The organism is Nocardia sp. NPDC003693 (assembly GCF_053981095.1).
On sequence record NZ_JBSFNO010000022.1, the window covers coordinates 40,256 to 63,468 of the forward strand.

Genomic DNA, 23,213 nt, shown 5'->3' on the forward strand with positions numbered 1-23,213 from the left:
CGGCGGCCCCCGGATCATTCCCTCCGGGGAATCGCGGCGGCGCCCGGGCGGCGCACACACTCGCTGCCATGAGCAACGAACTCGATCAGCGCACCCCTGATGTCGTCACTTCCCTTGCGGCGGAGGTGCTTCCGGCAACCGACTCGAACGAGGCCCGGGCCTACCGGGCGGAACCGCTACGCGGCCTGGACGGCCTGACGCTCGGCACCCGGCCGGTGCCGCGTCCCGGCTCGGGGCAGGTCGTGGTCCGCGTCCGCGCCACCTCGCTCAATCGCCGCGATCTCATGCTGCTCGAGGGTTCCTATCCGGTTCCGCTGACCCCGGGCATCGTGCCGCTGGTCGACGGCGTCGGTGAAGTGGTCGCCGTGGGCGCGGGGGTGCGCCGGGCCGCGCTCGGGGATCGCGTCTCGGGCACCTACTTCGTCGCCTGGAACGACGGCCCGCAGAAACTCGCCCTCGCCTATCAGCAGTACGGCGCCAACAACGCGGGCTGGCTGGCGGATTACATTGTGCTCGAAGACGATTCGGTCGTACACGTGCCCGCGCACCTGACCGATGTGGAGGCCGCCGCCATGACCTGTGCCGGTCTGGTCGCCTGGTCGGCGCTGACCAAGCCGGTGCCGGTGGGGCCGGGGGAGACGGTGCTGACCGTCGGCACCGGACCGGTGGGGCTGTTCGCCGTCCAGTTCGCGAAACTGCTCGGCGCGCGGGTCGTTTCGATCACGTCCTCCGGCGCCAAGGCGGCTCGGTTGCGCGCGCTCGGCGCCGACGAGGTCGTCGATCGGACCGTCACCCCGGCCTGGGAGCAGGTGGTCCTGGACCACACCGGCGGCGACGGGGTGGAGCACGTGGTGGACGCGGTCGGTCTGCTCACCCTGCCGAAATCCCTTGCGGCAGCGGCCTACAACGCGCAGGTGACCCTGATCGGCGCGTTTCCCGCGCCGCCGGGCGGCGAACCGGCCGACCCGCTCGGCGGCAAGTTCCTGTCGGTGCGCCGCATCGCCGTGGGCAGCCGCGCCGACCACGAGGCAATGAACGCGGCCGTCGCCGCGCATCGCCTGCGCCCGGTCGTCGACCGCGTCTTCCCGTTCGACGAGGCGATCGACGCGTACCGCTACTTTGCCGGCCAGGACCCGTTCGGCAAGGTGGTCATCACCGTCGACTGACCGGGGCGCGATCATCGGCGAACTTTCGGCAATGCTGCTCAATAGATACTGAGCTGGAATATTTCGTGCCCGTCGAGCGCATTCAGGTTTTCGGCAAACCTGTGTACGGTGCGGAGAAGTACGAGCTTTTCGGATCGGCGGCAGCGCTGCTCGAACGAAGGAGTTCCGCGGTGGCACCGAGCACCATGCAGGAGAAACCCCCTGCGAGACCGAACAACGACGGCACCCCCGGCGTCACCGAGCCGGGGGAGATGTCGGTGCGGGCGGTGATCGTCATGGGCGCGCTCGCCATCGGCATCGCCTGTCTGCTGGTCGGCGGCGGCCTGCGCGCCGGGCTCGGGGGTTCTCCCGGCGGGGCCGAATCGGCCACGACCACCCCCGGATCCAAGTCCTCGACCACCCAGCCGGTCGATTCCGTGCCACCGCCCGCTCCCGCGCCCGAGCCCCCGCCTCCGCCGCCCGCGCCGGAGCCGCCCCCGCCGGTGGAAGCGCCGCCGCCCGCTCCCGAACCCGAACAGCAGTACATTCCGCCCGCCCCGGCCGAGGCCCCGCCGCCCGAGCCCGCGCCGCCGCCGGAACCCCCGCCCCCGCCGCCGCCCCCGGTGGTTCCGGACATCCTCGCCCCGATCCTGCCGTTCCTGCTGCCCCCGCCACCGCCCCCGCCGCCCGCCCCGTAGGAGGTAGACCGCCATGCTCGGTAGCGTTCACGAATCGACGCCGGCCGACGAGGGCGACATCGATCCCCGGGCACTGGGCACGGTGGCCCTGGCCTCCGGCCTGATGGTGCTGGCGATCGGCGCGGGCGTGCTGCTCACCCGCTCCGGCGACACCGGCGCGGCCGAGTCGACCCCGACGGTCGCCCCGCCCCGGAACACCGCCCCCGCGTTGGTGATTCGGGTGCCCCAGGCCCCCGTCGCAGGGGTGCCGACGGTGGTCGGGGTCCCGCCCGTCGCCGGCATCCCGCCGGTTGCCGGTGTGCCGCCGGTGGATGGCGTGCCACCCGTCCTCGCCCCACCGCCCCTCGACGGCGTGCCGCTCCCACCCATGGGAGAGGCCGCCGAGGCCGGCGTGCTGCCGCCCCTCGACGAGCCCACGCCGGTGGAACCCGCTACGCCGCACCCGGTGGATCCCCCGATCCTGTTGCCACTGCCCTGATTTCGTCGTAGCCCGCCAGCTGCGTCTAGATCCCCGACACGTCCGCGATCTGGCCGATGCCGTACGTCACGGCCATGGCCAGCGCGCCGCCGACCACCACGCGCAGCACCGCGCGCCAGGGATCGCTGCGACCCAGGCGGGCGCTCACCGTCCCGGTGACGGCCAGGGCGACGAGCACCGCCACGAAGGTCACCGGGATCCGGTACGACACCGGCGGGAGCAGGATCGCCAGGAGGGGGAGCAGCGCGCCGAGGGTGAAGGCCACCGCGGAGGACAGCGCCGCGTGCCACGGGTTGGTGAGTTCGGTCGGATCCAAACCCAATTCGGCTTCGGCGTGCGCGCGGAAGGCGTCGTGCTCGGTGAGTTCGGCGGCCACCCGGCGCGCGGTCTCGGGGGACAGGCCCTTGCCCTGATAGATCTGCGCCAGTTCGGCGAGTTCGTAGTCCGGCGATTCGGCGAGCTCGCGCTTCTCCTTCGAGAGCAGCGCGCGTTCGCTGTCGCGCTGGGTGCTCACCGAGACGTACTCACCGGCGGCCATCGAGATCGCGCCCGCGCTGAGTCCGGCGATGCCCGCGGTGAGAATCGCGGAGGTTCCGGTGTTCGCCGCGGCGACGCCCACCACCAGCCCGGCGGTGGAGACGATGCCGTCGTTGGCCCCGAGCACCCCGGCCCGCAGCCAGTTCAGCCGGGTGGCCAGCCCCTCGGTCGAATGGGGCTCGTGCGGATGAACCTGCCCGCCCGAATCGGTCGTATCGGTCACACGAAAAGCCTAGGCGTCCGACTGGGCCGATCGACGCGACGGCACGCCGCCATGATGTTGCCCACAGTGACGCGCCCGGTGCCGGGCACCGGGCGCACCCGGCGTTCGCACAGGTGGGCCGGGTTCTCGGCGGGCCCCCGCGACCGGCGACGCGCCAGGGCTCCTCACCAGCACGATTGCCGGACGATGTCCGAATTTGGATAGGATCCTCTCGACTTCCCGTCGACGTCCCGCCGACCATCGGAGCCAATTTGCTGCCAGTCCTGCTCGCACTCGCGTTCGCCGCGTTGGCTGCGCCGTGGTGCGTCCGGGTCTTCGGTCGCGACGCCTTCTTCGGTCTCGCCCTCGTCCCCGCCGCGGGTTTGGGCTGGGTCGTCGCGAATTGGGGCTCCACGCAACAGGTTCGGATCGAGTGGGCGCCGGAGATCGGCATGAACATCGATCTTCGCTTCGATTCGCTCGCCGCGATCATGGCCAGTCTGGTGCTCGGCGTGGGCGCGCTCATCCTGGCCTACTGCGCCAGATACTTCGAGAACGACGAACCCCGCCTCGGCGTGTTCGCCGGGCTGCTCACCGCCTTCGCCTGCGTCATGTTCGGCCTGGTGACCAGCGACAACATGCTGCTGCTGTTCACCTTCTGGGAACTGACGACGGTGCTGTCGTTCCTGCTGGTCGGGCACTACGCCGACCGCCCGGACAGCCGGCGCGCCGCCATCCAGGCGCTGCTGGTGACCGGCGCGGGCGGGCTGGCGATGCTGGTCGGCATCGTCATCCTGGGCGAGGCCTACGGCAGCTACCTGCTCTCGGATCTGCTCGCCGCGCCCGAGATGCCCACCGGTACCGCGGTCGATGCCGCGGTCGTACTGGTGCTGGTGGGCGCGCTGAGCAAGTCCGCGCTCATCCCCCTGCACTTCTGGCTGCCCGGCGCCATGGCCGCGCCGACCCCGGTGAGCGCCTACCTGCACGCCGCCGCCATGGTGAAGGCCGGTGTCTACCTGGTGGCCCGGCTGGCCCCGGTCTTCTCGGAATCACCGCTGTGGCATCCGCTGGTGCTCGGGCTGGGCGTGACGACCATGGTGCTGGCCGGAATTCGAGCACTCCAGGTCACCGACCTGAAACTGGTGCTCGCCTTCGGCACGGTCAGCCAGCTCGGATTCCTGGTGCTGCTGGTCGGCATCGGCACCCCCGGCGCGGCGCTGGCCGGTATGACGCTGGTGGTGGCGCATTCGCTGTTCAAGGCGTGCCTGTTCATGGTGGTCGGCATCATCGATCACAGCGCCGGCACCCGTGACCTGCGGCGACTGACCGGCATCGGCCGCCGCGAACCGGCGCTGCTCGGCGTGGCGGCGTTGGCCGCGCTGAGCATGGCCGGTATCCCGGTTCTGCTCGGATTCGTCGGCAAGGAAGCCGCGCTCGGCGCGATCCTGGATGCCGGGAATCTCACCGACGTCAGCCGAATCCTGTTGTGCGCCGGTGTGGTCGCGGGCTCGACCCTGACCGTCGCCTACAGCGCGCGCTTCGTCTGGGGCGCCTTCGCCGACAAGCCGAGCGCCGCGGACGTCGAGTTCGCCGACTGGCACCGCCCGGGCGCGCTGTTCCTCGCCCCGGCCGCCGTGACCGCGGTCGCCGGCCTGCTCGGCGGCCTCGTGGCGCCCTGGATCGACGGGCTCATCCGGCCCTACGCGGCGACCCTGTCCGGTGACGAGCCCGAGCACCTCGCCCTCTGGCACGGCTTCACCGTGCCGCTCGCGCTCACCGCGGGCATCATCGCCGCCGGTGTCGCGGTGTTCGTCTACTTCGGCCGCGGCGGTGAGTCCACCCGCTCGCTGCTGGGCAACGCCGACCGCGTCTACGACGCCACCCTGCGCGGCATGGACCGGCTCTCGCTGCGCATGACCGGATCGGTGCAGCGCGGTTCGCTGCCGCTGAGCCAGGCCACCATCCTCGGCACCATGGTGGTGCTGCCCGCGGTGATCCTGGCGACCGGCACGCGCACGGGAGTCGAACTGCGCCTGTGGGATTCGCCGCTGCAACTGGCCATCGGCGCGATCATGGCGGCCATGGCGATCAGCGCGACGGTCCTGCGCAACAGGCTCGCCAGCGTGCTCGTCGTCGGCGTCACCGGCTACGGCTCGGGCGTGCTGTTCGCCCTGCACGGCGCACCCGACCTCGCGCTCACCCAGGGCCTGGTGGAAACCATCACCCTGGTGGTCTTCGTCCTGGTGCTGCGGGCGTTCCCCGCCGAGATCGAGGACAGCCGCACCGCCAGTTTCAAGGTCCGCCGGGCGCTGCTCGCGGCGGGCGTGGGCGTCACCGTCGCGGTGCTGGCGGGTTTCGCCATCGCGGCGCGCACGGCCGAGCCGATCTGGCATCTGATCCCGGCCGCCGCCTACGAGGGCGGCGGCGGCAAGAACGCGGTCAACGTGCTGCTGGTCGACATTCGCGCGTGGGACACCCTCGGCGAGGTCTCGGTGCTGATCGTGGCCGCGACCGGCGTGGCCTCCCTGGTCTTCCGCAATCGCCGCTACGGCGCCGCCCCCCGCGCCGCGGACTCGCCCGACTACAACCCGGATCTGCCGAGCTGGCTGCCCGCCGGCCGGCTCGTGGCCCGCGAGAAGCGGTCCATGGTCCTGCAGCTGACCACCCGCCTGGTGTTCCCGACCATCATGGTGCTGTCGGTCTACTTCTTCTTCGCCGGGCACAACGCGCCCGGCGGCGGCTTCGCGGGCGGACTCATCGCCGGCCTGGCGCTGACCCTGCGGTATCTGGCCGGCGGCCGCTACGAGCTGGGGGAGGCCCTGCCGGTGGACGCCGGGCATCTGCTCGGCGCGGGCCTGACCCTCGCGGCGGGCACCGCCACCACCTCGCTGCTGCTGGGCGCGCCGCCGCTGTCCTCGGCGATCATCGAGTTCACCCTGCCGGTGTTCGGGCAGATCAAATTGGTGACCGCGCTGTTCTTCGATCTCGGCGTCTATCTGATCGTCGTCGGTCTGGTGCTCGATGTACTGCGCAGCCTGGGGGCGCGTCTGGACATCGAACTCGGCGACACGACCGACGACGACACCGAGACGGCGCAGGAAGGTGCCCGAGCATGAGCGGTCGAATCCGATGAGCGCCAACCTGACCCTGCTGATCCTGATCGGCGTGCTGACCGCCTGCGGGGTCTACCTCATCCTGGAACGCGCCATCTCCAAGATGCTGCTGGGCATGATCCTGGTCGGCAACGCGGTGAACCTGCTGCTGCTGGCGGTCGGCGGGCCGGACGGCGCGCCGCCCATCCGCGGCTACACCGATGCCACCGACACCGAGATGGCCGATCCGCTGGCCCAGGCCATGGTGCTCACCTCGATCGTCATCACCATGGGCCTGGCGGCGTTCGTGCTCGCGCTGTCCTATCGCGCGTACATGCTCACCACGACCGATGACGTCCAGGTCGACGAGGCCGACGCCGAGGTCGCCGCCCGGCGCGAGGGAGAGGACCCGGAAGATTGACCGTGTCACCGGACCTCATCCGCGTACTGGCGCCGCTCCCGGTGCTGGTGCCGCTGCTCGCCGCGGCCGCCACCCTGGTCTTCGGCCGCATGCCCAATCTGCAACGCGCCGTGATGCTCTCGGCCCTGACCGCCCAGGTCGTCATCAGCGCGCTGCTGCTGATGCTCGCCGATCAGCACGGCACCGTCGCCCTGCAGGTCGGCGGCTGGGACTTCCCGATCGGCATCACGCTCGTGGTGGATCGACTATCGGCGGCCATGCTGCTGGTCTCGGCGATCGTGCTGCTGTCGGTCTCGCTGTACGGCTCCGGCCAGCGCCTGCGCGACAGCGGTGACGATCAGCCCACCTCGATCTACCGGCCCACGTATCTCATTCTGACGGCGGGCATCTCGGGCGCCTTCCTGGCCGGCGACCTGTTCAACCTGTACGTCGGCTTCGAGATTCTGCTGGCCGCCTCCTACGTGCTGCTCACCGTGGGCGCGACCACCGAGCGCATTCGCGCGGGCGTCACCTACGTGCTCGTGTCCATGCTGTCCTCGCTGATCTTCCTGATCGGCATCGCGCTCATCTACGCGACGGTCGGCACGCTGAACATGGCGCAGATCGCCGAGCGCACGGGCGTGGTGCCCGAGGGCATTCGCACCGCGGCCTTCGCGGTGCTGCTGGTGGCCTTCGGCGTCAAGGCCGCGATCTTCCCGCTGTCGAACTGGCTGCCGGACTCCTACCCCACCGCGCCCGCGCCGGTGACCGCCGTGTTCGCCGGTCTCCTCACCAAGGTCGGCGTCTACGCGATCATCCGCACCTACACGCTGTGGTTCCCCGACGGCGGGCTGAACGCGCTGCTCATGGTGAGCGGTCTGCTCACCATGCTGGTCGGCATCCTGGGCGCCATCGCGCAGAACGACATTCGCCGGGTGCTGTCCTTCACGCTGGTCAGCCATATCGGCTACATGGTCTTCGGTATCGGGCTGACCTCGCAGGCCGGTCTGGCCGGCGCGGTCTACTACGTCGCGCACCACATTCTGGTGCAGACGGCCCTGTTCCTGGTGGCCGGTCTGATCGAGCGGCAGGGCGGTTCCACCTCGCTGCGCCGGCTCGGCGGACTGGCCGCGGCGAGCCCGGTGCTGGCCGTGCTGTTCCTGATCCCGGCGCTGAATCTCGGTGGCATTCCGCCCTTCTCGGGCTTCATTGGCAAGGTCGCGCTGCTGCGCGCGGGTGTGCTGGACGGCAGCGTGCTGGCCTGGGTGCTGGTCGGCGGTTCGGTGGTCACCAGCCTGCTCACGCTCTACGTGGTCGCGCGCATGTGGTCGAAGGCGTTCTGGCGCCCGCGATCCCAGGCCCCGGAGGGTCATCTCGCGGCGGCCAGGACCCCCACGCTCATCGAGGACAGCACCGACGTCAGCTGGGACGATCGCGTGGATCCCGGCCGGATTCCGGCGCTGATGGTGTTGTCGACCGGTGCGCTGGTCGCGGTGAGCCTGAGCCTGACGATCTTCGCCGGCCCGATCCTCGGCATCGCCGATCGCGCCGCCTCCGATCTGCACGATCCCGCGGTCTACATCACTGCGGTGCTGGGAGGTGACGCCGATGCGGATCGATAGTTCGAGCGTCATCCGGATCGGCCTGATCGGCTGGCTCGCGGTGGTCTACACGGCGCTGTGGGGCGATCTGACCGTCGCCAATCTCCTTGCGGGACTGGTGATCGGCGTCGTGATCGTCTACGGGCTGCCGCTGCCGCGACTGCCGGTCTCGGGACGGCTGCGCCTGCTGCCGCTGATCGAATTGATCGCCGTCAGTACGTATTACGCGCTGCTGTCCAGCGCGCAGGTGGCCTGGTACGCGATCCGGCCTTCGCCGCCACCGGTTTCCGGCGTGCTGCGGATCGGCCTGACCACCGACTCGGACCTGGTACTGGTGCTGTGGGCCGATGTCATGAACCTGATTCCCGGCACGATGGTGCTGGAACTGGATCGTAAGGCGTGCGTCGCCGAGGTCCATGTCCTGGACGTCAGTCCGGCGACGGTGCGCAGCTTCTACACCCAGGCGCTGCGGGTCGAACAGATGCTCATCGCCTCGTTCGAGCGCCCGATTCCCCGACCGGTGAGGAAGTGATCCGATGGCACCCGTAGTCGCTGTCATTGCCGCGGTGTTACTCGTCGCCGCGGCCATCATCACCAGCTACCGCATTCTGGCGGGTCCCTCGACCCTGGACCGGGTGCTGGGCATCGACTCGCTCATGGCCATCGCGTCCTGCGGGCTGGCGACCTACGCGGCGTTCAGCCGCAACACCACCGTGGTGCCCGCGATCGTCGCGCTGTCCCTGGTCGGCTTCCTCGGTTCGGCGGCGGTCACGCGTTTCCGGGTGCGTGACGACCGATGACGACCCTGCTGACCTGGCTCTCGGCGATCCTGATCCTGTCGGGTTCGGTGCTCGCGCTGACCGCGGCGATCGGCATCGTCCGCTTTCCCGACTCCCTCATGCGCATGCACGCGGCCAGTAAGCCGCAGGTCGTGGGTCTGGTGCTGGTGCTGTCCGGCACCGCGATCGAGATTCGCGACAATCGCGACATGTGGATGATCATCCTGGTCATCCCCTTCACCATGCTCACCGCGCCGGTGATCGGCCATCTGCTCGGCCGAACGGCGTACCGCGAGAACACGAATCGCGGCGAGTTGCGGCCGGTCGACAGGTCCGGCGAGTAGGACTCACGCGTTCGGGCGGTCGACGCGTTCCGTCTGTGAACCGCGCGCGGTTCGGTGCGAACCGCGCGCTGCCCGCACCCGATCCGGCGGCCCGATTCTGGATAGCTGCCAGTTCACTACCTTCGCGGTTTGGTATGGCTGGACGCCCCGAAGCGGGTGCGCGGGGAGTTCGCCCCGCGAGCGTTTTCGACCCCGTTCATAGCCATTCCGGTCTGATAACACGTTGCAGAATCCCAGGTCACATCGCGGAAATGTCCACTGAGCGGGAATGTAGCCAGGGGTACTGGTCGGTAACTTAGAGGTCTGCATCACACCTCGAGCCGATTTGTTGTAACCGGGCGTAACCATTAGCTTTGATGGCAGGCAGTGTTGCCGATCACGGAGAAGAAGATTTGAACCTCGTCACCCGGCGTCGGCTCCGACGTCTCGCCGCAGCAGTCCCGCACCGTTCCGCGGGGTCTTCGAGAACTTCGGTCCGAGGATGACCCGGACCCTGCCGGGCGAGCGCGTACGCAAGACCTCCGCCGCTCGCATCGTGCGCGACAACTTCTCCGGCACCGCGGTCGCGTCGCTGCGCACCTTCGGCCGGGCCGCGGGCATCGCCCAGGAAGCGGTGACCGGCACCTTCAGCGATATCGCGCGCGGGAAGTTCCAGTGGAAGGAAGCCATCCTGCAGGCGTGGCGACTGGTCACGGTCACCGCGATTCCGGCCATCCTGATGGCGATCCCGTTCGGCGTGATCGTCTCGGTGCAGGTGGGCAACCTCATCCACACCCTGGGCGCGGACTCGCTGCTCGGCGCGACCGGCGGCCTCGGGGTCATCAAGCAGGGCGCGCCCCTGGCCACCGGCTTCCTGCTGGGCGGCGCGGGCGCGGCGGCCCTGGCCGCGGATCTCGGGGCGCGGACCATCCGCGAGGAGATCGACGCGCTGAACACCATGGGTATCAGCCCGATTCATCGCCTGGTCATCCCGCGCATGGTGGCCATGCTGGTGGTCGCGCCGCTGCTGAACGTGCTCATCATCTTCGTCGGCGTGCTGGCCGGGTACGTGGTCGCCATCGGCGGGCAGAACGTGACCCCGGGTAGTTACTGGGCCACCTTCGGCTCCTTCACCACCACCGCCGACGTGTGGATCTCGCTGTTCAAGGCCGTCATCTTCGGCTTCATCGTGGTGATCATCGCCTGCCAGCGCGGGCTCGAGGCCAAGGGCGGCCCGCGCGGGGTCGCCGACGCGGTGAACGCGGCCGTCGTGCTCTCGGTGGTCTCCATCGTGACCGTGAACCTGGTCGCCACGCAGATCACCGCCATGTTCCTGCCCACGAGGCTGGCCTGATGTCCGCGACCTACGTCCCGAAGGGACTGCACTGGGCCGCGCGCTTCTACCACCGCCGGGGACTGCTGCTACGCCGCGTCGAGGGCCTGGGCTTCGTGCTCGCCTTCGTCTGGCAGGTGCTCTCGTCGATTCCGTTGACGCTCAAGCGGTATCGCGACGAGACCATGCGGGCCATCACCAACATGACCTGGGGCCGCGGCTCGATCATCGTCGGCGGCGGGACCGTGCCGATGATGATCGTGCTCGGCATGGTCATGGGCGCCTCGGTGGCCGTGGAATCCTTCGCGACCCTGGACATGCTCGGCATGGGCCCGGTGACCGGCCTGGTCTCGGCCTACGCCACCACGCGCGAACTCGCGCCCATCGCCGCCGCCATCGGGTTCGCCGCGCAGGCGGGCTGCCGCATGACCGCCGAGATCGGCTCGATGCGCATCTCCGAGGAGATCGACGCGATCGAATCGCTGGGCCTGCGCTCGGTGCCGTTCGTGGTGACCACCCGCGTGCTGGCGGGCGCGGTCGCGATCGTGCCGACCTTCCTCATCGCGCTCATCCTGTCGTACCTGTCCTGCCGCGGGCTCATCACGCTGGTGCACGGGTCGTCGGCGGGCGTGTACGACCATTACTTCTTCCAGTTCGTCTCCGGCTTCGATGTGATCGCGGCGGTGGTGAAGGTGGCCATCTTCGCCGTCGTCGTGATCCTGATCCACTGCTACTACGGGTTCTTCGCCACCGGCGGTCCCGAGGGTGTGGGCATCGCCTCGGGTAAAGCGGTGCGCGCGAGTTCGGTGGCGATCATCGCCCTGGACATGGTGCTCTCGCTCGTGCTGTGGGGATTCAACTCGGCCATCACGTTCACGGGGTAGGGATGCCGAATTACGGAATGCCCGGCGTCGCCGTGGATCGCAAGCGATCCATGGCCGTCGGAGCCATCGCGGTGGCGCTGGTGCTCGCGGTCGCCGCGAGCTGGGCGCTGTACCGCGCACAGAAAGCCGAAGTGGGCCTTGCGGTCACGCTGCGCACCGAGCAGATCGGCGACGGCGTGCTCGTGGGCACCGAGGTGCGCTCGAACGGCGTGCTCGTCGGCGAGGTCACCGACATCACCCCGGACCGGCACGGCACCCAGCGCATCGAACTGCGCCTGGACGACGCCAAGCTGTTCGGGCTCGACGACAGCCTGCGGGTGGACTACGCGCCCGCGAATCTGTTCGGCATCAGCGAGATCGACCTGCGGCGCGGTCCCGGTGGCGCTCCGCTGCGCGCGGGTGCGCTCATCGATCTGACCGGCGCCAAGGCGAGCGACGTCTACGACGCCACCATGGGCTCGATCCTGCGCAGTGCCTCGCGGGTCGGCGATTCGGTGCTGACCCCGCAGATGGCCTCGGTCATCGCGCAGGCCGCGGCCGACACCGAGGCGCTCATGCCGCTGGCGCAGGCGCTCATCACCGCGACCCGCACGGTCGCGGACAACCAGACGATGCCGCTGTCGCGGCTGGTGGGTGAGCTGGGCCCGGCCTTCGACGGCGGCGGCCGGTTCGCCGGCGCGACCGTCCAGGCGGTGGACATGATCCTGAGCATGCAGCGCCTGCAGAGCAATCGGGCGGAGTACGACGCGGGCCTGGCGATCGTCACCCAGCAGCTGCTGCCCACGCTGGCGGGCACGCTCGGCACCGCGGGCACCGAATTGTCCGGTCTCACCGACATGCTCGCGCCGGTGCTGACCATGCTGGCCCAGATGCTGCCGCGCCCACAGCAATCCGCGGCCGAGCTGCGCACGCTGCTGCAGCGGTTGCACGCGGCGATGCCCGACGACGGGCAGGGGCCGGTGCTGAATCTCGAGGTCGATCTGCACGGCGTGCCCGCCGTCGCGGTGCCGCTGCTGGGAGGTGTGCGATGACGGTCAAGGGTGCGGCCTGGCGGCTGGGCCTGTTCGCCGCGGTGATCGGGGTGGTGCTCAGCCTGGTGCTCACGGCCATCTCCCGGCCGGTCTCGGGGGAGACCGAGAACCACGAGGCCCTGTTCACCGACGCCAACGGCCTCAAGGTCGGCGACGACGTGCGCATGTACGGCGTGCAGGTCGGCAAGATCAAGGAGATCGAACTCGCCGGCGCGCAGGCGCTGGTGCGGCTCTCGGTCAAGACCGACGCCCCGATCTACGACAACAGCAAGCTGGCCATTCGCTACCAGAACCTCACGGGGCAGCGGTACATCGATCTGCAGCAGCAGCCGGCGCCCGGGACCCGCCTGGCCGCGGACTCCCGGATCGGCACCGATCGCACCGTGCCGTCCTTCGACGTGACCAGCCTGTTCAACGGCCTGAAGCCGGTGCTGGCCACCATTTCCCCGGAGTCCATCAATCAGTTCAGCGCCAGCATGGTCGCGCTGATCGAGGGCGACGGCAGCGGCATCGGCCCGGCCATGGATGCCATCGGCAAGCTCGCCGCCCACGTGGAGAACCGGCAGCAGGTCATCGGCACGCTGATCCGCAACATGTCCGATCTGGACGATCGGCTCAGCGGCCGCATCCACTACCTGGTGCCGCTGCTGGCGCGGCTCAGCGACATCTTCGAGGCGCTGCAGGCCAACATCGGCGGGCTCGCGCAGTTCGCCATGACCGCGCCGTCGGTCCTGGGCCCCATCGACAGTCTGCTGCGCACGCTCGGTATCAGCAGCGGAAACGACGTGGACGCGCTGATCCGGCAGATCTTCCCCGACGCCCGCGAGGCGGTCGAGGTGTTCGGCCGGCTGCCCGCGGTGCTGACGGCGGCGGACGCCGCGGCCCCCGCGAACGCCACCGGCTGGAAGCCGGTGTGCGCCAAGGGCAATGCCGAACTGCCGGAGCTGGTGCAGGTGCTGATCTCGGGACAGCGGGTGGCGATATGCAACGGATGAGTCTCGAGCGCCTGCGCGAGGCGCTGCGGCGCGGGGACATGGTCATCGACGACGGCACCCGCAAGCGGCGCGAACTGCGCCGCGGCGTGATCGGCGCGGTCCTGCTGGTCGCGGCGCTGGTCGCGGTCGGTGTGCTGTTCGTGGTGCCGTTCGGCAAACAGACCTACACCGCGGAGCTGTCCGAGGCCCAGTCGGTGAAGGTCGGGGACGACGTGCGCATCGCCGGCATCTCGGTCGGGGAAGTGAAGACGCTGGAGTTGAAGCCCGATCGCGTCGTCATGACCTTCACCGTGGATTCCGATGTGTTCCTTGGTGATCAGACGTCGCTGGACATCCGCATGCTCACCATCGTCGGCGGTCACTACGTGGCCGTGTTCCCGGCGGGGGACCGGGCGCTGGGGTCGTCGGCGATTCCCGCGGACCGAGTTCGCCTGCCCTACAGCCTGGTTCAGACCTTCCAGGACGCCGCGGCCCCGCTCGCCGCACTGGACGGCAACAGCCTCAACCGCAATCTCGCCGCGCTCGGCGATTCCTTCGAGGCCGCGCCGGAGAGTCTGCGCACCACGCTGTCGACCGTCGGCACCTACGTGGACATGCTCGAGCGCCAGCGCACCCAGGTGTCCAACGCGGTCGCGGTGGCCGACGAGTACGTGACCATGTACGACGGCGCGAAGACCGATCTCGGCAGACTCATGGACAACGCGAACCTGCTCGTCACCGTGCTCGAGGCCAAGCACAGCGAGATGTCCGAGGCGCTGCGCCTGCTCGGCGGCGTGGTCGCCCGGCTGGCCGGCGCGCAACCCGCCTGGGACGAGTCGCTGCAGACCAAGCTGACCGACGCGATCACCCAACTCGAAGAGCTGGGAACGCGTTTCGAGCCGACGCTGGCCGCCGCGCAGAGTCTGCAGCACAGGTTCGCCGAACTGGTGATCCCCGAGGACGGCGTGCACGTCGACGGGTCCCAGCAGACGGTGACCGTGCCGCCGGTGTGCGTGCCGGTGCCCGGAAAGGACTGCTGATGTTCAAACGCATGCTCGGCTCGCAGGCGTTCATGTCGGTCGCGGGCGCGGTCCTGGTGGCGGTGCTGGCCACGGTCGGCTACTTCGTCTACTTCGACCCGATGAAGAAGACCCAATCCTATTGCGCCCTCATGCCGGACGCGGTCGGGCTGTACGTGGGCAACAAGGTGACCATGCGCGGCATCGCGGTGGGCACGGTGGATTCCATCGCCGCCGAGGGCGCCAAGGTCAAAGTTGCCTTCTCGGTGGACGCGAAGTATCCGGTGTACGCCGACGCCGCGGCCACCACGGTCGCCGACTCCATCGTCGCGGATCGCAATCTGGCGGTGTTGTTCAGCGGTAAGAATGCGGCGCAGTGGGATTCGAGCCGGTGCATCGACAAGACGCTGACGCCCAAGAGCATCACCGAGACGCTGTCCGCGATCGCGGATCTGTCGGCGCAGTTGCAGGCCGCGGAGTCCCCGAACGCGCTCGAGCACGGTCTGGCCGGGCTCGACACCGCGACCGCCGGGGCCGGTCCGCAGATCAACGAGATCGTCAAGAAGCTCGGGTCGGCCCTGGCCGCGCCCGACGCCGACATCGGGCATCTGGCGGGCATCTTCGACGCCTTCGCCTCGGTCGGTGCGAAGGTCGAGCAGCACTGGGGCGATCTGCGGTCCATGCTGCTGCGCCTGGCGCCCGCGCTGAACAACGCGAGCACCGAATTGCTCGGTCCCGGTGCGGAATTGATCGACAGCCTCGGTCAGGCGCTGCCGATGCTCAACGACCTGATCACCATCGCCGGTGATCCCATCATGCGCGCCCTGGACGACACCCTGCCGCTGGTGCGGTTGCTGCGCGCCAACGTCGGGTCGCTCTCGGAGATCATGCTCAAACTTCCCGTGCTGACCGATGCCGCGCGCTCGCTCATGGGCGACGGCGTCGCCTACGGCTCCCCGCGCGCGGCGCTCCCCGTGCCCGAGGCCGATCAGGTGTGCGCCGCGGTGAACGCCCTGACCCCGGGCGCGTGCACGAATTCCGCCGACGGCATGGTGAACGTGCCGCTGGTGCCGCTGGTGCTCGACATGGCAGGTGCGCGATGACGATTCGAACTTGGCGGCGCCGCGCCGGCGCCGCGATCCTGTCCGCCGGGCTGCTGGCCGGTGCCGGCGGCTGTGCCTTCGATCCGTCGTCGGTGCCGGTACCCGGCACCACGGTCTCGGGCCCCACCTATCGGGTGCACATCGAGTTCGCCAACGTGCTCAATCTGCCCGCCCGCGCCAAGGTCATCGCCAACGGCGCGCAGGTCGGATCGGTCGCCGGTGTGCGCGTGGTGGATTCGGTGCGCGCGGGTGGCGGTCGCGGCGGCTACGTGGTGGTGGACGCCGACATCTCGACCGATGTGCGGCTGCCCGCGACCACCGTCGCAGAACTGCGGCAGAACACCGTGCTCGGCGACATCCACCTGGCCCTGACCACGCCGACCGACGGCTTCGGGCAGCTGCTCGCCGACGGCGGCACCATCGCCCAGGAGCGCACCCGCCCGCCGGTACAGCTGGAGGACACCATGGCCGCGCTGGCCGCCTTCACCCAGGGCGGGGCGGTGAATCAGTTGCAGGACATCATCAATCGCTTCAACACGGTGCTGCCCGCGGATCCGAACGAGACCAAGCGCATCGCGCAGAACGCGGCCGCCAACGCCGAGGATCTGGCGGCGAACCTGGACGCGATCGACTCGCTGCTCGCGGGCCTGGCCACCAACGCCCAGGTGCTGCACGACGGGGTCGGCTTCCTCGATCACGAGTTGAGTCAGCAGTCGGTGGACGCCATGACCGGCGCCACCGAGTCCATTCGCGGTGTGGCGCAGATCTTCACCGCGCTGGGACAGATCGGCGGCGCGCTGCCGTGGCTGACGCCGGTGGTCACCGCCGCCGACGGCGCCGCGCAAGCCTTCGTGCCGCTGGCGATTTCGGGCAGCCCGCTCGACACCTCGGTGCCCTCGAACCTCTCGCTGTTGGTCGCGCTGTTGCGGGACAAGCTGATTCCCTTCGTGGAACGCGGCCCGAAGGTGAATGTGACCGGCGTGCGGGTGGATTCGGTGTCCAAGGACGACCAGGTCGGCAGTATCGTGTCGACCCTGCGCATGATCGGAGCGGTGCGATGAAGTGGGGATCGCTGGCCTCGCTCGGGGGCATCGCCGCGGTCACCGTGGTCGGCGCGAGCTATCTGACCTTCGGTGTGGTGCGGGCGGATCCGTTCGCCGAGTTCACCCACGCCTCCATGGTGCTGGCGAATTCCGGTGGGCTCAGCGTCGGTTCGCCGATTCTGCTGACCGGTATGCGGGTCGGGCAGATCACCTCGGTGGAGGGCACGGCCGCGGGGGTCGAGGTCGGCTTCCGGGTCGACGCCGATCGTCGCGTACCGACCGACAGCGTCATCAGCATCGAACAGCTTTCGGCGCTGGGTGAACCGTACGTGGAGATCCGGCCGAAGACCGGAAACGGGCCGTATCTGCGCGACGGCCAGCGCCTGGACACGGCCACCATCAAGTCCCCGCTCTCGATTCCCGAGGTCTCGCGCCTGGTCAACCAGGTCATGAACCAGCTCGACCCGAAGGTCGCGGCCTCGCTGGCGAGCACCCTGGGCGCGGCGTTCGAGGGCACCGAGAGCGTGATGCCCCAGCTCACGCGCGCCGGTGACCTGCTGGCTTCGGCGATCATGAGCCGGGAGCCGAAGATTGCCCAGCTACTGAACAGCTTCCAGGCCGCGGCCTCGAACATGGACGGTATCGGCGCGGCCACGGCGGCTGCCGCACCCGCGTTGGTGCAGTTCACTCGGTCGCTGGAAGAGCTGGTCAACGCGGTCGGTAGACTGGTCGACCAGACCCCCGGACCGCAGTCCTACGTGGACAGCAATGGTCTGGCGCCCTTCCTGGCGAAGCTCACCGAATGGTTGCGGCAGGCCGGTCCCGAACTGAACAGCCTCGCACCGCAGCTGCAACCGCTCGCGGACGCCGCGCGCACCACCGGCCCGCAGCTCGATATCAGCGCCCTGATCTCGCAGGCGCTCGCCGCCACCGGCGAGAGCTCGGTGCGGGTGTGGGTCAACGTCAAGTAGCAGTACCCGAAGAAGGAGAACGCGGATGTCCCAGGACACCGACCCGAAGGGCACCGGCCCCGGCGATTCCGAGTCGGTGGCCTCCGCGGGCGCCACCGCGTCGCCTGTCGATCTCGGCAAGGCGGCCGCCGCACCGGCGTCCCCCGCCACACCGGCGGCCGGTGCGCCGAAAACCTTGCAGCTCAAGGTTTCCACCCTCGGCCTGGCCGCGGCGGCGGTGCTGCTGATCGGCGCGCTGGTCGCCACCAGCGCGCTGTGGCTGTCGGCGCGGCACGACCTGGCCTCGAACGAGGCCGCGGCGGCCGACACCCGGCACGCCGAACAGGTCGCGACCGACTACGCGGTGGGCGCCTCGAACATCGACTTCACCGATCTGACCACCTGGAACGGGCGGCTCAAGGCCAACACGACCGCCCCGCTGGCCGCCAAGTTCGACGCCACCGCGCCGAAGCTGCAGGAGATCCTGGTTCCGCTGAAGTGGACCTCGAGCGCCACCCCGGTCGCGGCCAAGGTCTCGGCCCACGACAACGGGATCTACCAGGTGAACGTCTTCCTCAACGTCACCTCGACCAACGCGCAGAACCCGGACGGTGTGCAGACCACCGTCACCTACAACGTCACCGTCGATCCGTCCCAGGACTGGAAGATCACGAACGTGGGCGGAAATCTGGTGCCGAGCCAGTAGCGAACGGGCGGAGTAACGCCGCACACGTCCGCTCTCGTTCCCGAGACCCGGGTACGGGGCGGCCGGTATCATCGCGCGCGCTTGCCGATCACCTGGAGGAACCGTGCCCGCGAATCCCACTGCCGCCGAACTGCTGGCGACCGTCGAAGCCTCACCGCAGGCGGTGGGGGTGCACGACCGGGCCGCCTGGGTCGGCCTGTTCGCCGACAACGGCAGCGTCGAGGATCCGGTGGGTTCGCGCCCGCACATCGGCCGCGCGGCCATCGAGCGCTTCTACGACACCTTCATCGCGCCCAACGGCATCGCCTTCGACGTCACCAACGATGTCGTCTGCGGCATGACCGTCTTCCGGGATCTCACCATCGCCACCACGATGTCGACCGGGGTCACCCTGCACGTGCCCATGCACCTGCGCTACGACCTGGCCGAGGTGGACGGTGCGCTGAAGATCCGTGCGCTGCGCGCGCATTGGGAACTGCCGGGCATGATCGCCCAGCTGATGGGCTCGGGCGCGCAGGGTCTGCTGGCCGGCGCCAAGCTCGGGCCGCAGTTGGTGAGCAACCAGGGTGTCGGCGGCGCACTGGCTTTCATGAAGGGCATGAGCAGCGTCGGCAAGGCCGGCAAGCAGGCCGCGGCCCGGCTGCTGGACGCCATCGGCCGGGGCGAGGTCGCGGGCGCGCACGCGGCGCTGGCGCCGGTGCCGCAGCTGTCGTGGGCGAGCGACGAGCGAATGTCGCTGGAGGACTTCACCCTTCGTGCCAAGGGCCTGCGCTGGAGCAAGCCGCTGGCTGCCGGTCGCAACGTCACGGCCACCGTGGAGACCCGGGAGGGCCGGGGCATCGCGCAGCTCGATTTCACCGAGCGCGGCGCGCGGATCACCGGCGTCCAGGTGTTCGTGCCGAGCCGGCAGCTGTGAGTCAGGCGGGCTGGTCCCGGGCGGCGCTCTCGCGCCGGATCGCCGATGGCGTCGCGCCCCACCAGCGCCGGCAGCAGCGCGTGAAGGTCGACTGTTCGGAGAGCCCGACCAGCGAGGCCACCTGGCTCATGGGAATGTCGGTGGTGGTCAGATAGCGCCGCGCCTCCGCGCGCCGCACCTCGTCGAGCAGGGTCGCGAACGAGGTGCCCTCGGCCGCTAGCCGGCGCTGTAGCGTGCGCGGGTGCAGCGTGAGCAGCCTTGCGACAGCGTCGATTTCGGGCGCGGCGGTGCCGAGCAGCTTCTGCAGCGTGGTCCGCACCCGCGGCGTGAGCGCCGCGGCGGCGCCGCCGGACTGGCGGGACAGGAAGGCCATGGCGAGCTGGTGCAGATTCTCGTCGCCGCCCGAGAGCGCCCGGGTGGCCAGTGACGCGGGCACCCGCAGCAGCGCCACCGGCCGCTCGATCCGTACCGGGGCGCCGAAGAATTCCTCGTACACCGCGATCGGGGCGGCGGGCCGGTACGGCAGTTCGACCGAGCGCAGGCCGTAGCGCGGTTCGGCGAGCCGCGCGATCGTGTGGTGCACGAAGGCCAGTCCGACATCGGTGCCCTGGACGGGGATGGGCAGACCGGGCTCGGTGACGGTGTAGCGCAGCGCGATGACCCCGCGATCGCCGTACGGGTCCGGTTCCATGGTGAGACTGAGCGAGCGCGCGTGCACGAACAGGTAGCGCGAGGTGCATTCCAGGACGTCGGCCAGGGTGGGCGAGTTGCGGATGGCCAGCGCCAGCGGGCCGAGCATGTCCAGATCCTGGCGCAGGGAGATGCGCAGACCCAGATCCGGGCAGTGCAGCCGATGGGCGGCCAGCTCCATGACCGCGCCGACCGCCTGGTCCGGGACCAGCAGATCATCGGTGTCCAGGGCCTGGATCGGCAGCCCGCACAGGGTGGCGAGCTCCTCGGGATCGCCGCCGAGCTCGGCGACCGTGGCGCGGAATCCGCGCAATCCGGCGGATCGAATGACCGACATGTCGTCCAGAATCAAATACTTGTCGTGCAGAGTCAAGAATGGGCCGACCGGCCGTCACAGACTGGAAGGCATGAACGCCGCGACTGCCCCCGCCGAACACCTCGATGTCGTGATAGTCGGAGCCGGGCTGTCCGGCATCGGCGCGGCCTATCGACTGCAGACCGAACATCCCGGGCGCAGCTACGCCATCCTGGAGAGCCGCACCAACCTGGGCGGCACCTGGGATCTGTTCCGCTACCCGGGCGTGCGCTCGGACTCGGACATGTTCACCCTGGGCTACCCGTTCAAGCCCTGGGTCGAGGCCAAGTCCATCGCGGACGGGCCGTCCATCCTGAGCTATATCGCCGAGACCGCGGCCGAGAACGGCATCGACCGCCATATCCGCTTCGGCACCAAGGTCGTCGGCGCGCACTGGGACAGCACCGCCGCGCACTGGGAACTGACCCTTCAGGAGCGCACCGGCGCCGGCGTCGAACAGCGCACCCTCACCTGCGGATTCCTCTACTCCTGCGCGGGCTACTACGACTACGACCGCGGCCACTCGCCCGACTTCCCGGGCCTGGCCGAGTTCGCGGGCACCGTGGTGCACCCCCAGTTCTGGCCGCAGGACCTGGATTACACGGGGAAGAAGGTCGTGGTCATCGGCAGCGGCGCGACCGCGGTCACGCTGGTGCCCGCCATGGCCGAACAGGCCGAGCACGTCACGATGCTCCAGCGCAGCCCCACCTGGATCTCCGCGGTTCCGGGCCGGGACAAGGTCGCGGACAGCATCCGGGAGAAACTGCCGCCGAAGCTGGCGCACCGGGTCATCCGCACCAAGAACATCCTGTTCAATATCGGCTTCTACCAGTACTGCCGCCGGCGTCCCGAGGCCGCGCGCAAGCTGCTGACCGGACTCACCACCCGCATCCTGAAGGACCGGGACCTGGTCGCCGAGCACTTCACCCCCGAGTACGACCCGTGGGATCAGCGGTTGTGCGCGGTGCCGGACGCCGACTTTTTCAAGGCCATGCGCAAGGGCCGCGCCGAAGTGATCACCGATCACATCGAAAGCTTTGTGCCCGAAGGCATTCGGCTGAAGTCGGGCAGGGTGCTCGAGGCCGACGTCGTGGTCACCGCCACCGGTCTGCAGCTGCTCGCCTTCGGCGGGATCGAACTGCACGTGGACGGCGCTCCGGTCCAGCTGTCCGACGAATTCGTCTGGCAGGGCACGATGCTCACCGGTGTACCCAATTTCGCGGTCTGCATCGGCTACACCAACGCGTCCTGGACGCTGCGCGCCGATCTGTCCTCGCGGCTGGTGTGCCGCGTGCTGGACTTCATGGATCGGCAGGGCTACCGCGCGGTCGTACCGCAGCCGGACCGGACGTTGCGCGAACGGCCGCTGCTCGATCTGGCCTCGGGGTACATCCAGCGCTCCATCGGGCAGTTCCCGCGCCAGGGCGATCGGCATCCGTGGCAGGTGCGCCAGAACTACCTGATCGACGCGGCCACCACCATGCGCACCGATCTGCGCAAGACGCTGCGGCCGGTGACCGCCGGCAAGGCCCTGCAGCGGGTCTGAGACGCCCCTGGCTAGCATCGGGCGTATGAGTTCCACCTGGAAATTAACGGCCCTGGTGGCGGCCGCGATGCTGGGCACGATGGCCGCGGCGGGTTCGGTCCACGCCGCCCCGCCCGCCGCCGCGGCCGATCCGTGGACGGTGCCCGCGGCCCCGGCCGAGTCCGCGTCGATCATCGTGGCGTACAGCTTCGGCAATCGGATACCCGCCGGGGCAGATCCGGCGCGGACCGTGGGTGAACCGGGACCGGTCAACACCGAGCTCGCGGCCGCGGTGGTCGCCGCGCGGGGCGGACGCAGTGTTCCGATCTACGCGCAGACCGAGATCGCCGAGGTGCTGCGCACGGCCTACGGCCTGACCGACGTCGTCGCCATCGACCCGGATCGGGCGGCCGACGGCACCCTCGTCTATCTCTCGACCGATGGGGTGGCGGCGAAGATCGCCGAGCTGAGGGGCGGTGCGGTGGCCGGTGAGCGGGCGGCGGTGGTCGCCTTCGCGGACCACCTGTGGCGCGCCACCCGCACCACGGCCGCACACGGTTTCGACGCCTTCGCGCCGGCCGGCGTCGCCATGCCGAATCGATACGATCCGCAATCCGGACAGCTCTGGACGACGAGTCCGCTGCTGTACCTGCCCACCGACTTCGCGGGCAGACTGGCGCTGCTGCGGTAGTTCGCCCGGCGGACAGGCCGATCGGGGGAGTGCGAGGTGCGCGTGCCCGGATGCGGGCCGGCGGACCGTGGCCGAGGATGATCCGGAGAGCGCGGCGGCCGGGCGACGATCGGGGGGTGGCCATGGGTTCGGACGGTGGATTCCTGTCGCGCGCACCGGGGTTGGAGCCGCCGTTGCGGCTCCGCGGTTGTCCGGCCGAAAACTGGACGGGCGATTTACCCGCGTGCGCAACACATTGGCAAACAATGGTTCGCGACCATTCGGTGTCGCACACGCGCCCGGTCTCGTGTCGCAATGGCGTCATCCGAAAAACGGTCGCCGGGCGCGCCGGAACCGTTGCGCTACAACGGGTAATAACGGCTTCGCAGCCTGCGAAATCGGTCACTTCCGGCGAAGCGCTCGCCGGGGCAAGGCAATTCGCCCGTGCGGCGCTGCGCGTGGCGCTGGAGGTGCTGGACGGTCGTCGGCCGCCGGCGCAGATGCGGCCGCTGGCCGAGGGGCCGGTGATCGCCGCGTTGAGCACGCTGGTGAGTACGGGATCGGCGCCCGGGCGTGAACTCGGCGGCGCGACCCTCACCAGGGTGGATGTGATCATGACCGAGTCGCGGCGGGGGGAAGTGTGTGCCGCATACGATCGAGGAATCCGACATTTCGCCCTTGCCGCGCGCATTGTTCGCGGTCGATCGGGGTGGCGGTTGACCGCATTCCGGGTGTGCTGAAGACCGTCTGGTCTGCGCG

The 23,213-nt window shown here is 69.7% G+C and carries 24 protein-coding genes; 22 read left to right on the forward strand and 2 right to left on the reverse strand.

Annotated elements, in window-relative coordinates:
• Window positions 1–68 precede the first annotated feature (68 nt).
• The 3 genes from ACWDOP_RS23425 (at window position 69) to ACWDOP_RS23435 (ending at window position 2,321) form a co-directional block, all read left to right on the forward strand.
• Entirely contained in the window at window positions 69–1,166 is a 1,098-nt protein-coding gene (locus ACWDOP_RS23425) for a zinc-dependent alcohol dehydrogenase family protein (RefSeq protein WP_456346769.1), read from the forward strand.
• Between the two features lie 65 nt (window positions 1,167–1,231).
• Window positions 1,232–1,843, forward strand: coding sequence for a hypothetical protein (locus ACWDOP_RS23430; RefSeq protein WP_456346770.1), 612 nt, complete (start codon window positions 1,232–1,234; stop codon window positions 1,841–1,843).
• Window positions 1,844–1,856: 13 nt separating this feature from the next.
• Complete coding sequence (locus ACWDOP_RS23435; RefSeq protein WP_456346771.1) at window positions 1,857–2,321, forward strand: hypothetical protein; 465 nt, start codon at window positions 1,857–1,859, stop codon at window positions 2,319–2,321.
• A 25-nt stretch (window positions 2,322–2,346) separates the two neighbouring features.
• Here ACWDOP_RS23435 and ACWDOP_RS23440 read toward each other — a convergent pair whose 3' ends face one another.
• Window positions 2,347–3,081 carry a VIT1/CCC1 transporter family protein gene (locus tag ACWDOP_RS23440; RefSeq protein ID WP_456346772.1) on the reverse strand — a complete coding sequence of 245 codons (735 nt, stop codon included), beginning with the start codon at window positions 3,079–3,081 and terminating at the stop codon, window positions 2,347–2,349.
• A gap of 251 nt (window positions 3,082–3,332) precedes the next feature.
• Here ACWDOP_RS23440 and ACWDOP_RS23445 point away from each other — a divergent pair, with 251 nt between their 5' ends.
• From ACWDOP_RS23445 to ACWDOP_RS23520, 16 genes are all read left to right on the forward strand, one after another.
• The gene (locus ACWDOP_RS23445; RefSeq protein ID WP_456346773.1) at window positions 3,333–6,176 is read left to right on the forward strand and encodes a Na+/H+ antiporter subunit A; all 2,844 of its coding nucleotides are present in this window, start codon (window positions 3,333–3,335) and stop codon (window positions 6,174–6,176) included.
• A 13-nt stretch (window positions 6,177–6,189) separates the two neighbouring features.
• Complete coding sequence (locus tag ACWDOP_RS23450) at window positions 6,190–6,573, forward strand: Na(+)/H(+) antiporter subunit C (protein ID WP_454205455.1); 384 nt, start codon at window positions 6,190–6,192, stop codon at window positions 6,571–6,573.
• Window positions 6,570–8,174: a Na+/H+ antiporter subunit D gene (locus tag ACWDOP_RS23455; RefSeq protein WP_456346774.1), complete on the forward strand. Its 1,605-nt coding sequence runs from the start codon at window positions 6,570–6,572 to the stop codon at window positions 8,172–8,174. Before ACWDOP_RS23450 ends, ACWDOP_RS23455 begins: the two co-directional genes overlap by 4 nt.
• Window positions 8,161–8,685 (forward strand): Na+/H+ antiporter subunit E, encoded by a 525-nt coding sequence (locus tag ACWDOP_RS23460; RefSeq protein ID WP_456346775.1) that lies wholly within the window; start codon window positions 8,161–8,163, stop codon window positions 8,683–8,685. Before ACWDOP_RS23455 ends, ACWDOP_RS23460 begins: the two co-directional genes overlap by 14 nt.
• 4 nt (window positions 8,686–8,689) lie before the next feature.
• A complete protein-coding gene (locus tag ACWDOP_RS23465) occupies window positions 8,690–8,953 on the forward strand; it encodes a monovalent cation/H+ antiporter complex subunit F (protein ID WP_456346776.1) in 264 nt (87 codons plus the stop codon).
• Window positions 8,950–9,276, forward strand: a complete 327-nt coding sequence (gene mnhG, locus ACWDOP_RS23470; RefSeq protein WP_454205451.1) for a monovalent cation/H(+) antiporter subunit G — start codon at window positions 8,950–8,952, stop codon at window positions 9,274–9,276. The genes ACWDOP_RS23465 and mnhG overlap by 4 nt, the downstream gene beginning before the upstream one ends.
• A gap of 481 nt (window positions 9,277–9,757) precedes the next feature.
• Window positions 9,758–10,609 carry an ABC transporter permease gene (locus ACWDOP_RS23475; protein WP_454205450.1) on the forward strand — a complete coding sequence of 284 codons (852 nt, stop codon included), beginning with the start codon at window positions 9,758–9,760 and terminating at the stop codon, window positions 10,607–10,609.
• Window positions 10,609–11,472 carry an ABC transporter permease gene (locus ACWDOP_RS23480; RefSeq protein ID WP_456346777.1) on the forward strand — a complete coding sequence of 288 codons (864 nt, stop codon included), beginning with the start codon at window positions 10,609–10,611 and terminating at the stop codon, window positions 11,470–11,472. The genes ACWDOP_RS23475 and ACWDOP_RS23480 overlap by 1 nt, the downstream gene beginning before the upstream one ends.
• A gap of 2 nt (window positions 11,473–11,474) precedes the next feature.
• On the forward strand, window positions 11,475–12,503 hold the full coding sequence (locus tag ACWDOP_RS23485; RefSeq protein ID WP_456346778.1) for an MlaD family protein: 1,029 nt from the start codon (window positions 11,475–11,477) through the stop codon (window positions 12,501–12,503).
• Window positions 12,500–13,498 carry an MlaD family protein gene (locus ACWDOP_RS23490; RefSeq protein WP_454205447.1) on the forward strand — a complete coding sequence of 333 codons (999 nt, stop codon included), beginning with the start codon at window positions 12,500–12,502 and terminating at the stop codon, window positions 13,496–13,498. The genes ACWDOP_RS23485 and ACWDOP_RS23490 overlap by 4 nt, the downstream gene beginning before the upstream one ends.
• The gene (locus ACWDOP_RS23495; RefSeq protein WP_456346779.1) at window positions 13,486–14,517 is read left to right on the forward strand and encodes an MlaD family protein; all 1,032 of its coding nucleotides are present in this window, start codon (window positions 13,486–13,488) and stop codon (window positions 14,515–14,517) included. The genes ACWDOP_RS23490 and ACWDOP_RS23495 overlap by 13 nt, the downstream gene beginning before the upstream one ends.
• Window positions 14,517–15,599, forward strand: coding sequence for an MlaD family protein (locus ACWDOP_RS23500; RefSeq protein WP_456346780.1), 1,083 nt, complete (start codon window positions 14,517–14,519; stop codon window positions 15,597–15,599). The genes ACWDOP_RS23495 and ACWDOP_RS23500 overlap by 1 nt, the downstream gene beginning before the upstream one ends.
• Window positions 15,596–16,660, forward strand: coding sequence for an MlaD family protein (locus tag ACWDOP_RS23505; protein ID WP_456346781.1), 1,065 nt, complete (start codon window positions 15,596–15,598; stop codon window positions 16,658–16,660). The genes ACWDOP_RS23500 and ACWDOP_RS23505 overlap by 4 nt, the downstream gene beginning before the upstream one ends.
• Entirely contained in the window at window positions 16,657–17,613 is a 957-nt protein-coding gene (locus ACWDOP_RS23510) for an MlaD family protein (protein WP_456346782.1), read from the forward strand. The genes ACWDOP_RS23505 and ACWDOP_RS23510 overlap by 4 nt, the downstream gene beginning before the upstream one ends.
• 25 nt (window positions 17,614–17,638) lie before the next feature.
• Window positions 17,639–18,298 carry a hypothetical protein gene (locus tag ACWDOP_RS23515; protein WP_456346783.1) on the forward strand — a complete coding sequence of 220 codons (660 nt, stop codon included), beginning with the start codon at window positions 17,639–17,641 and terminating at the stop codon, window positions 18,296–18,298.
• Window positions 18,299–18,401: 103 nt separating this feature from the next.
• Complete coding sequence (locus tag ACWDOP_RS23520; protein ID WP_456346784.1) at window positions 18,402–19,214, forward strand: nuclear transport factor 2 family protein; 813 nt, start codon at window positions 18,402–18,404, stop codon at window positions 19,212–19,214.
• Between the two features lies 1 nt (window position 19,215).
• On the opposite strand, the gene ACWDOP_RS23525 is transcribed toward ACWDOP_RS23520, so the two are convergent.
• A complete protein-coding gene (locus ACWDOP_RS23525) occupies window positions 19,216–20,241 on the reverse strand; it encodes an AraC family transcriptional regulator (protein ID WP_456346785.1) in 1,026 nt (341 codons plus the stop codon).
• Between the two features lie 70 nt (window positions 20,242–20,311).
• Between ACWDOP_RS23525 and ACWDOP_RS23530 the strand changes: the two genes are divergently transcribed.
• The 3 genes from ACWDOP_RS23530 (at window position 20,312) to ACWDOP_RS23540 (ending at window position 23,194) form a co-directional block, all read left to right on the forward strand.
• On the forward strand, window positions 20,312–21,805 hold the full coding sequence (locus tag ACWDOP_RS23530; protein WP_456346786.1) for a flavin-containing monooxygenase: 1,494 nt from the start codon (window positions 20,312–20,314) through the stop codon (window positions 21,803–21,805).
• Between the two features lie 25 nt (window positions 21,806–21,830).
• Window positions 21,831–22,475, forward strand: coding sequence for a hypothetical protein (locus ACWDOP_RS23535; RefSeq protein ID WP_456346787.1), 645 nt, complete (start codon window positions 21,831–21,833; stop codon window positions 22,473–22,475).
• Window positions 22,476–22,720: 245 nt separating this feature from the next.
• Window positions 22,721–23,194: an Rv3235 family protein gene (locus ACWDOP_RS23540; RefSeq protein WP_456346788.1), complete on the forward strand. Its 474-nt coding sequence runs from the start codon at window positions 22,721–22,723 to the stop codon at window positions 23,192–23,194.
• Window positions 23,195–23,213: the final 19 nt, after the last annotated feature.

Bases quoted from the DNA above. Each gene is read 5' to 3' on its own strand.
- ACWDOP_RS23425 (WP_456346769.1), top strand. From the start codon at position 69: ATGAGCAACGAACTCGATCAGCGCACCCCTGATGTCGTCACTTCCCTT.
- ACWDOP_RS23435 (WP_456346771.1), top strand. From the start codon at position 1,857: ATGCTCGGTAGCGTTCACGAATCGACGCCGGCCGACGAGGGCGACATC.
- ACWDOP_RS23450 (WP_454205455.1), top strand. From the start codon at position 6,190: ATGAGCGCCAACCTGACCCTGCTGATCCTGATCGGCGTGCTGACCGCC.
- ACWDOP_RS23460 (WP_456346775.1), top strand. From the start codon at position 8,161: ATGCGGATCGATAGTTCGAGCGTCATCCGGATCGGCCTGATCGGCTGG.
- ACWDOP_RS23465 (WP_456346776.1), top strand. From the start codon at position 8,690: ATGGCACCCGTAGTCGCTGTCATTGCCGCGGTGTTACTCGTCGCCGCG.
- mnhG (WP_454205451.1), top strand. From the start codon at position 8,950: ATGACGACCCTGCTGACCTGGCTCTCGGCGATCCTGATCCTGTCGGGT.
- ACWDOP_RS23475 (WP_454205450.1), top strand. From the start codon at position 9,758: ATGACCCGGACCCTGCCGGGCGAGCGCGTACGCAAGACCTCCGCCGCT.
- ACWDOP_RS23480 (WP_456346777.1), top strand. From the start codon at position 10,609: ATGTCCGCGACCTACGTCCCGAAGGGACTGCACTGGGCCGCGCGCTTC.
- ACWDOP_RS23485 (WP_456346778.1), top strand. From the start codon at position 11,475: ATGCCGAATTACGGAATGCCCGGCGTCGCCGTGGATCGCAAGCGATCC.
- ACWDOP_RS23490 (WP_454205447.1), top strand. From the start codon at position 12,500: ATGACGGTCAAGGGTGCGGCCTGGCGGCTGGGCCTGTTCGCCGCGGTG.
- ACWDOP_RS23495 (WP_456346779.1), top strand. From the start codon at position 13,486: ATGCAACGGATGAGTCTCGAGCGCCTGCGCGAGGCGCTGCGGCGCGGG.
- ACWDOP_RS23500 (WP_456346780.1), top strand. From the start codon at position 14,517: ATGTTCAAACGCATGCTCGGCTCGCAGGCGTTCATGTCGGTCGCGGGC.
- ACWDOP_RS23505 (WP_456346781.1), top strand. From the start codon at position 15,596: ATGACGATTCGAACTTGGCGGCGCCGCGCCGGCGCCGCGATCCTGTCC.
- ACWDOP_RS23510 (WP_456346782.1), top strand. From the start codon at position 16,657: ATGAAGTGGGGATCGCTGGCCTCGCTCGGGGGCATCGCCGCGGTCACC.
- ACWDOP_RS23515 (WP_456346783.1), top strand. From the start codon at position 17,639: ATGTCCCAGGACACCGACCCGAAGGGCACCGGCCCCGGCGATTCCGAG.
- ACWDOP_RS23525 (WP_456346785.1), bottom strand. From the start codon at position 20,241: ATGTCGGTCATTCGATCCGCCGGATTGCGCGGATTCCGCGCCACGGTC.
- ACWDOP_RS23530 (WP_456346786.1), top strand. From the start codon at position 20,312: ATGAACGCCGCGACTGCCCCCGCCGAACACCTCGATGTCGTGATAGTC.
- ACWDOP_RS23535 (WP_456346787.1), top strand. From the start codon at position 21,831: ATGAGTTCCACCTGGAAATTAACGGCCCTGGTGGCGGCCGCGATGCTG.
- ACWDOP_RS23540 (WP_456346788.1), top strand. From the start codon at position 22,721: ATGGTTCGCGACCATTCGGTGTCGCACACGCGCCCGGTCTCGTGTCGC.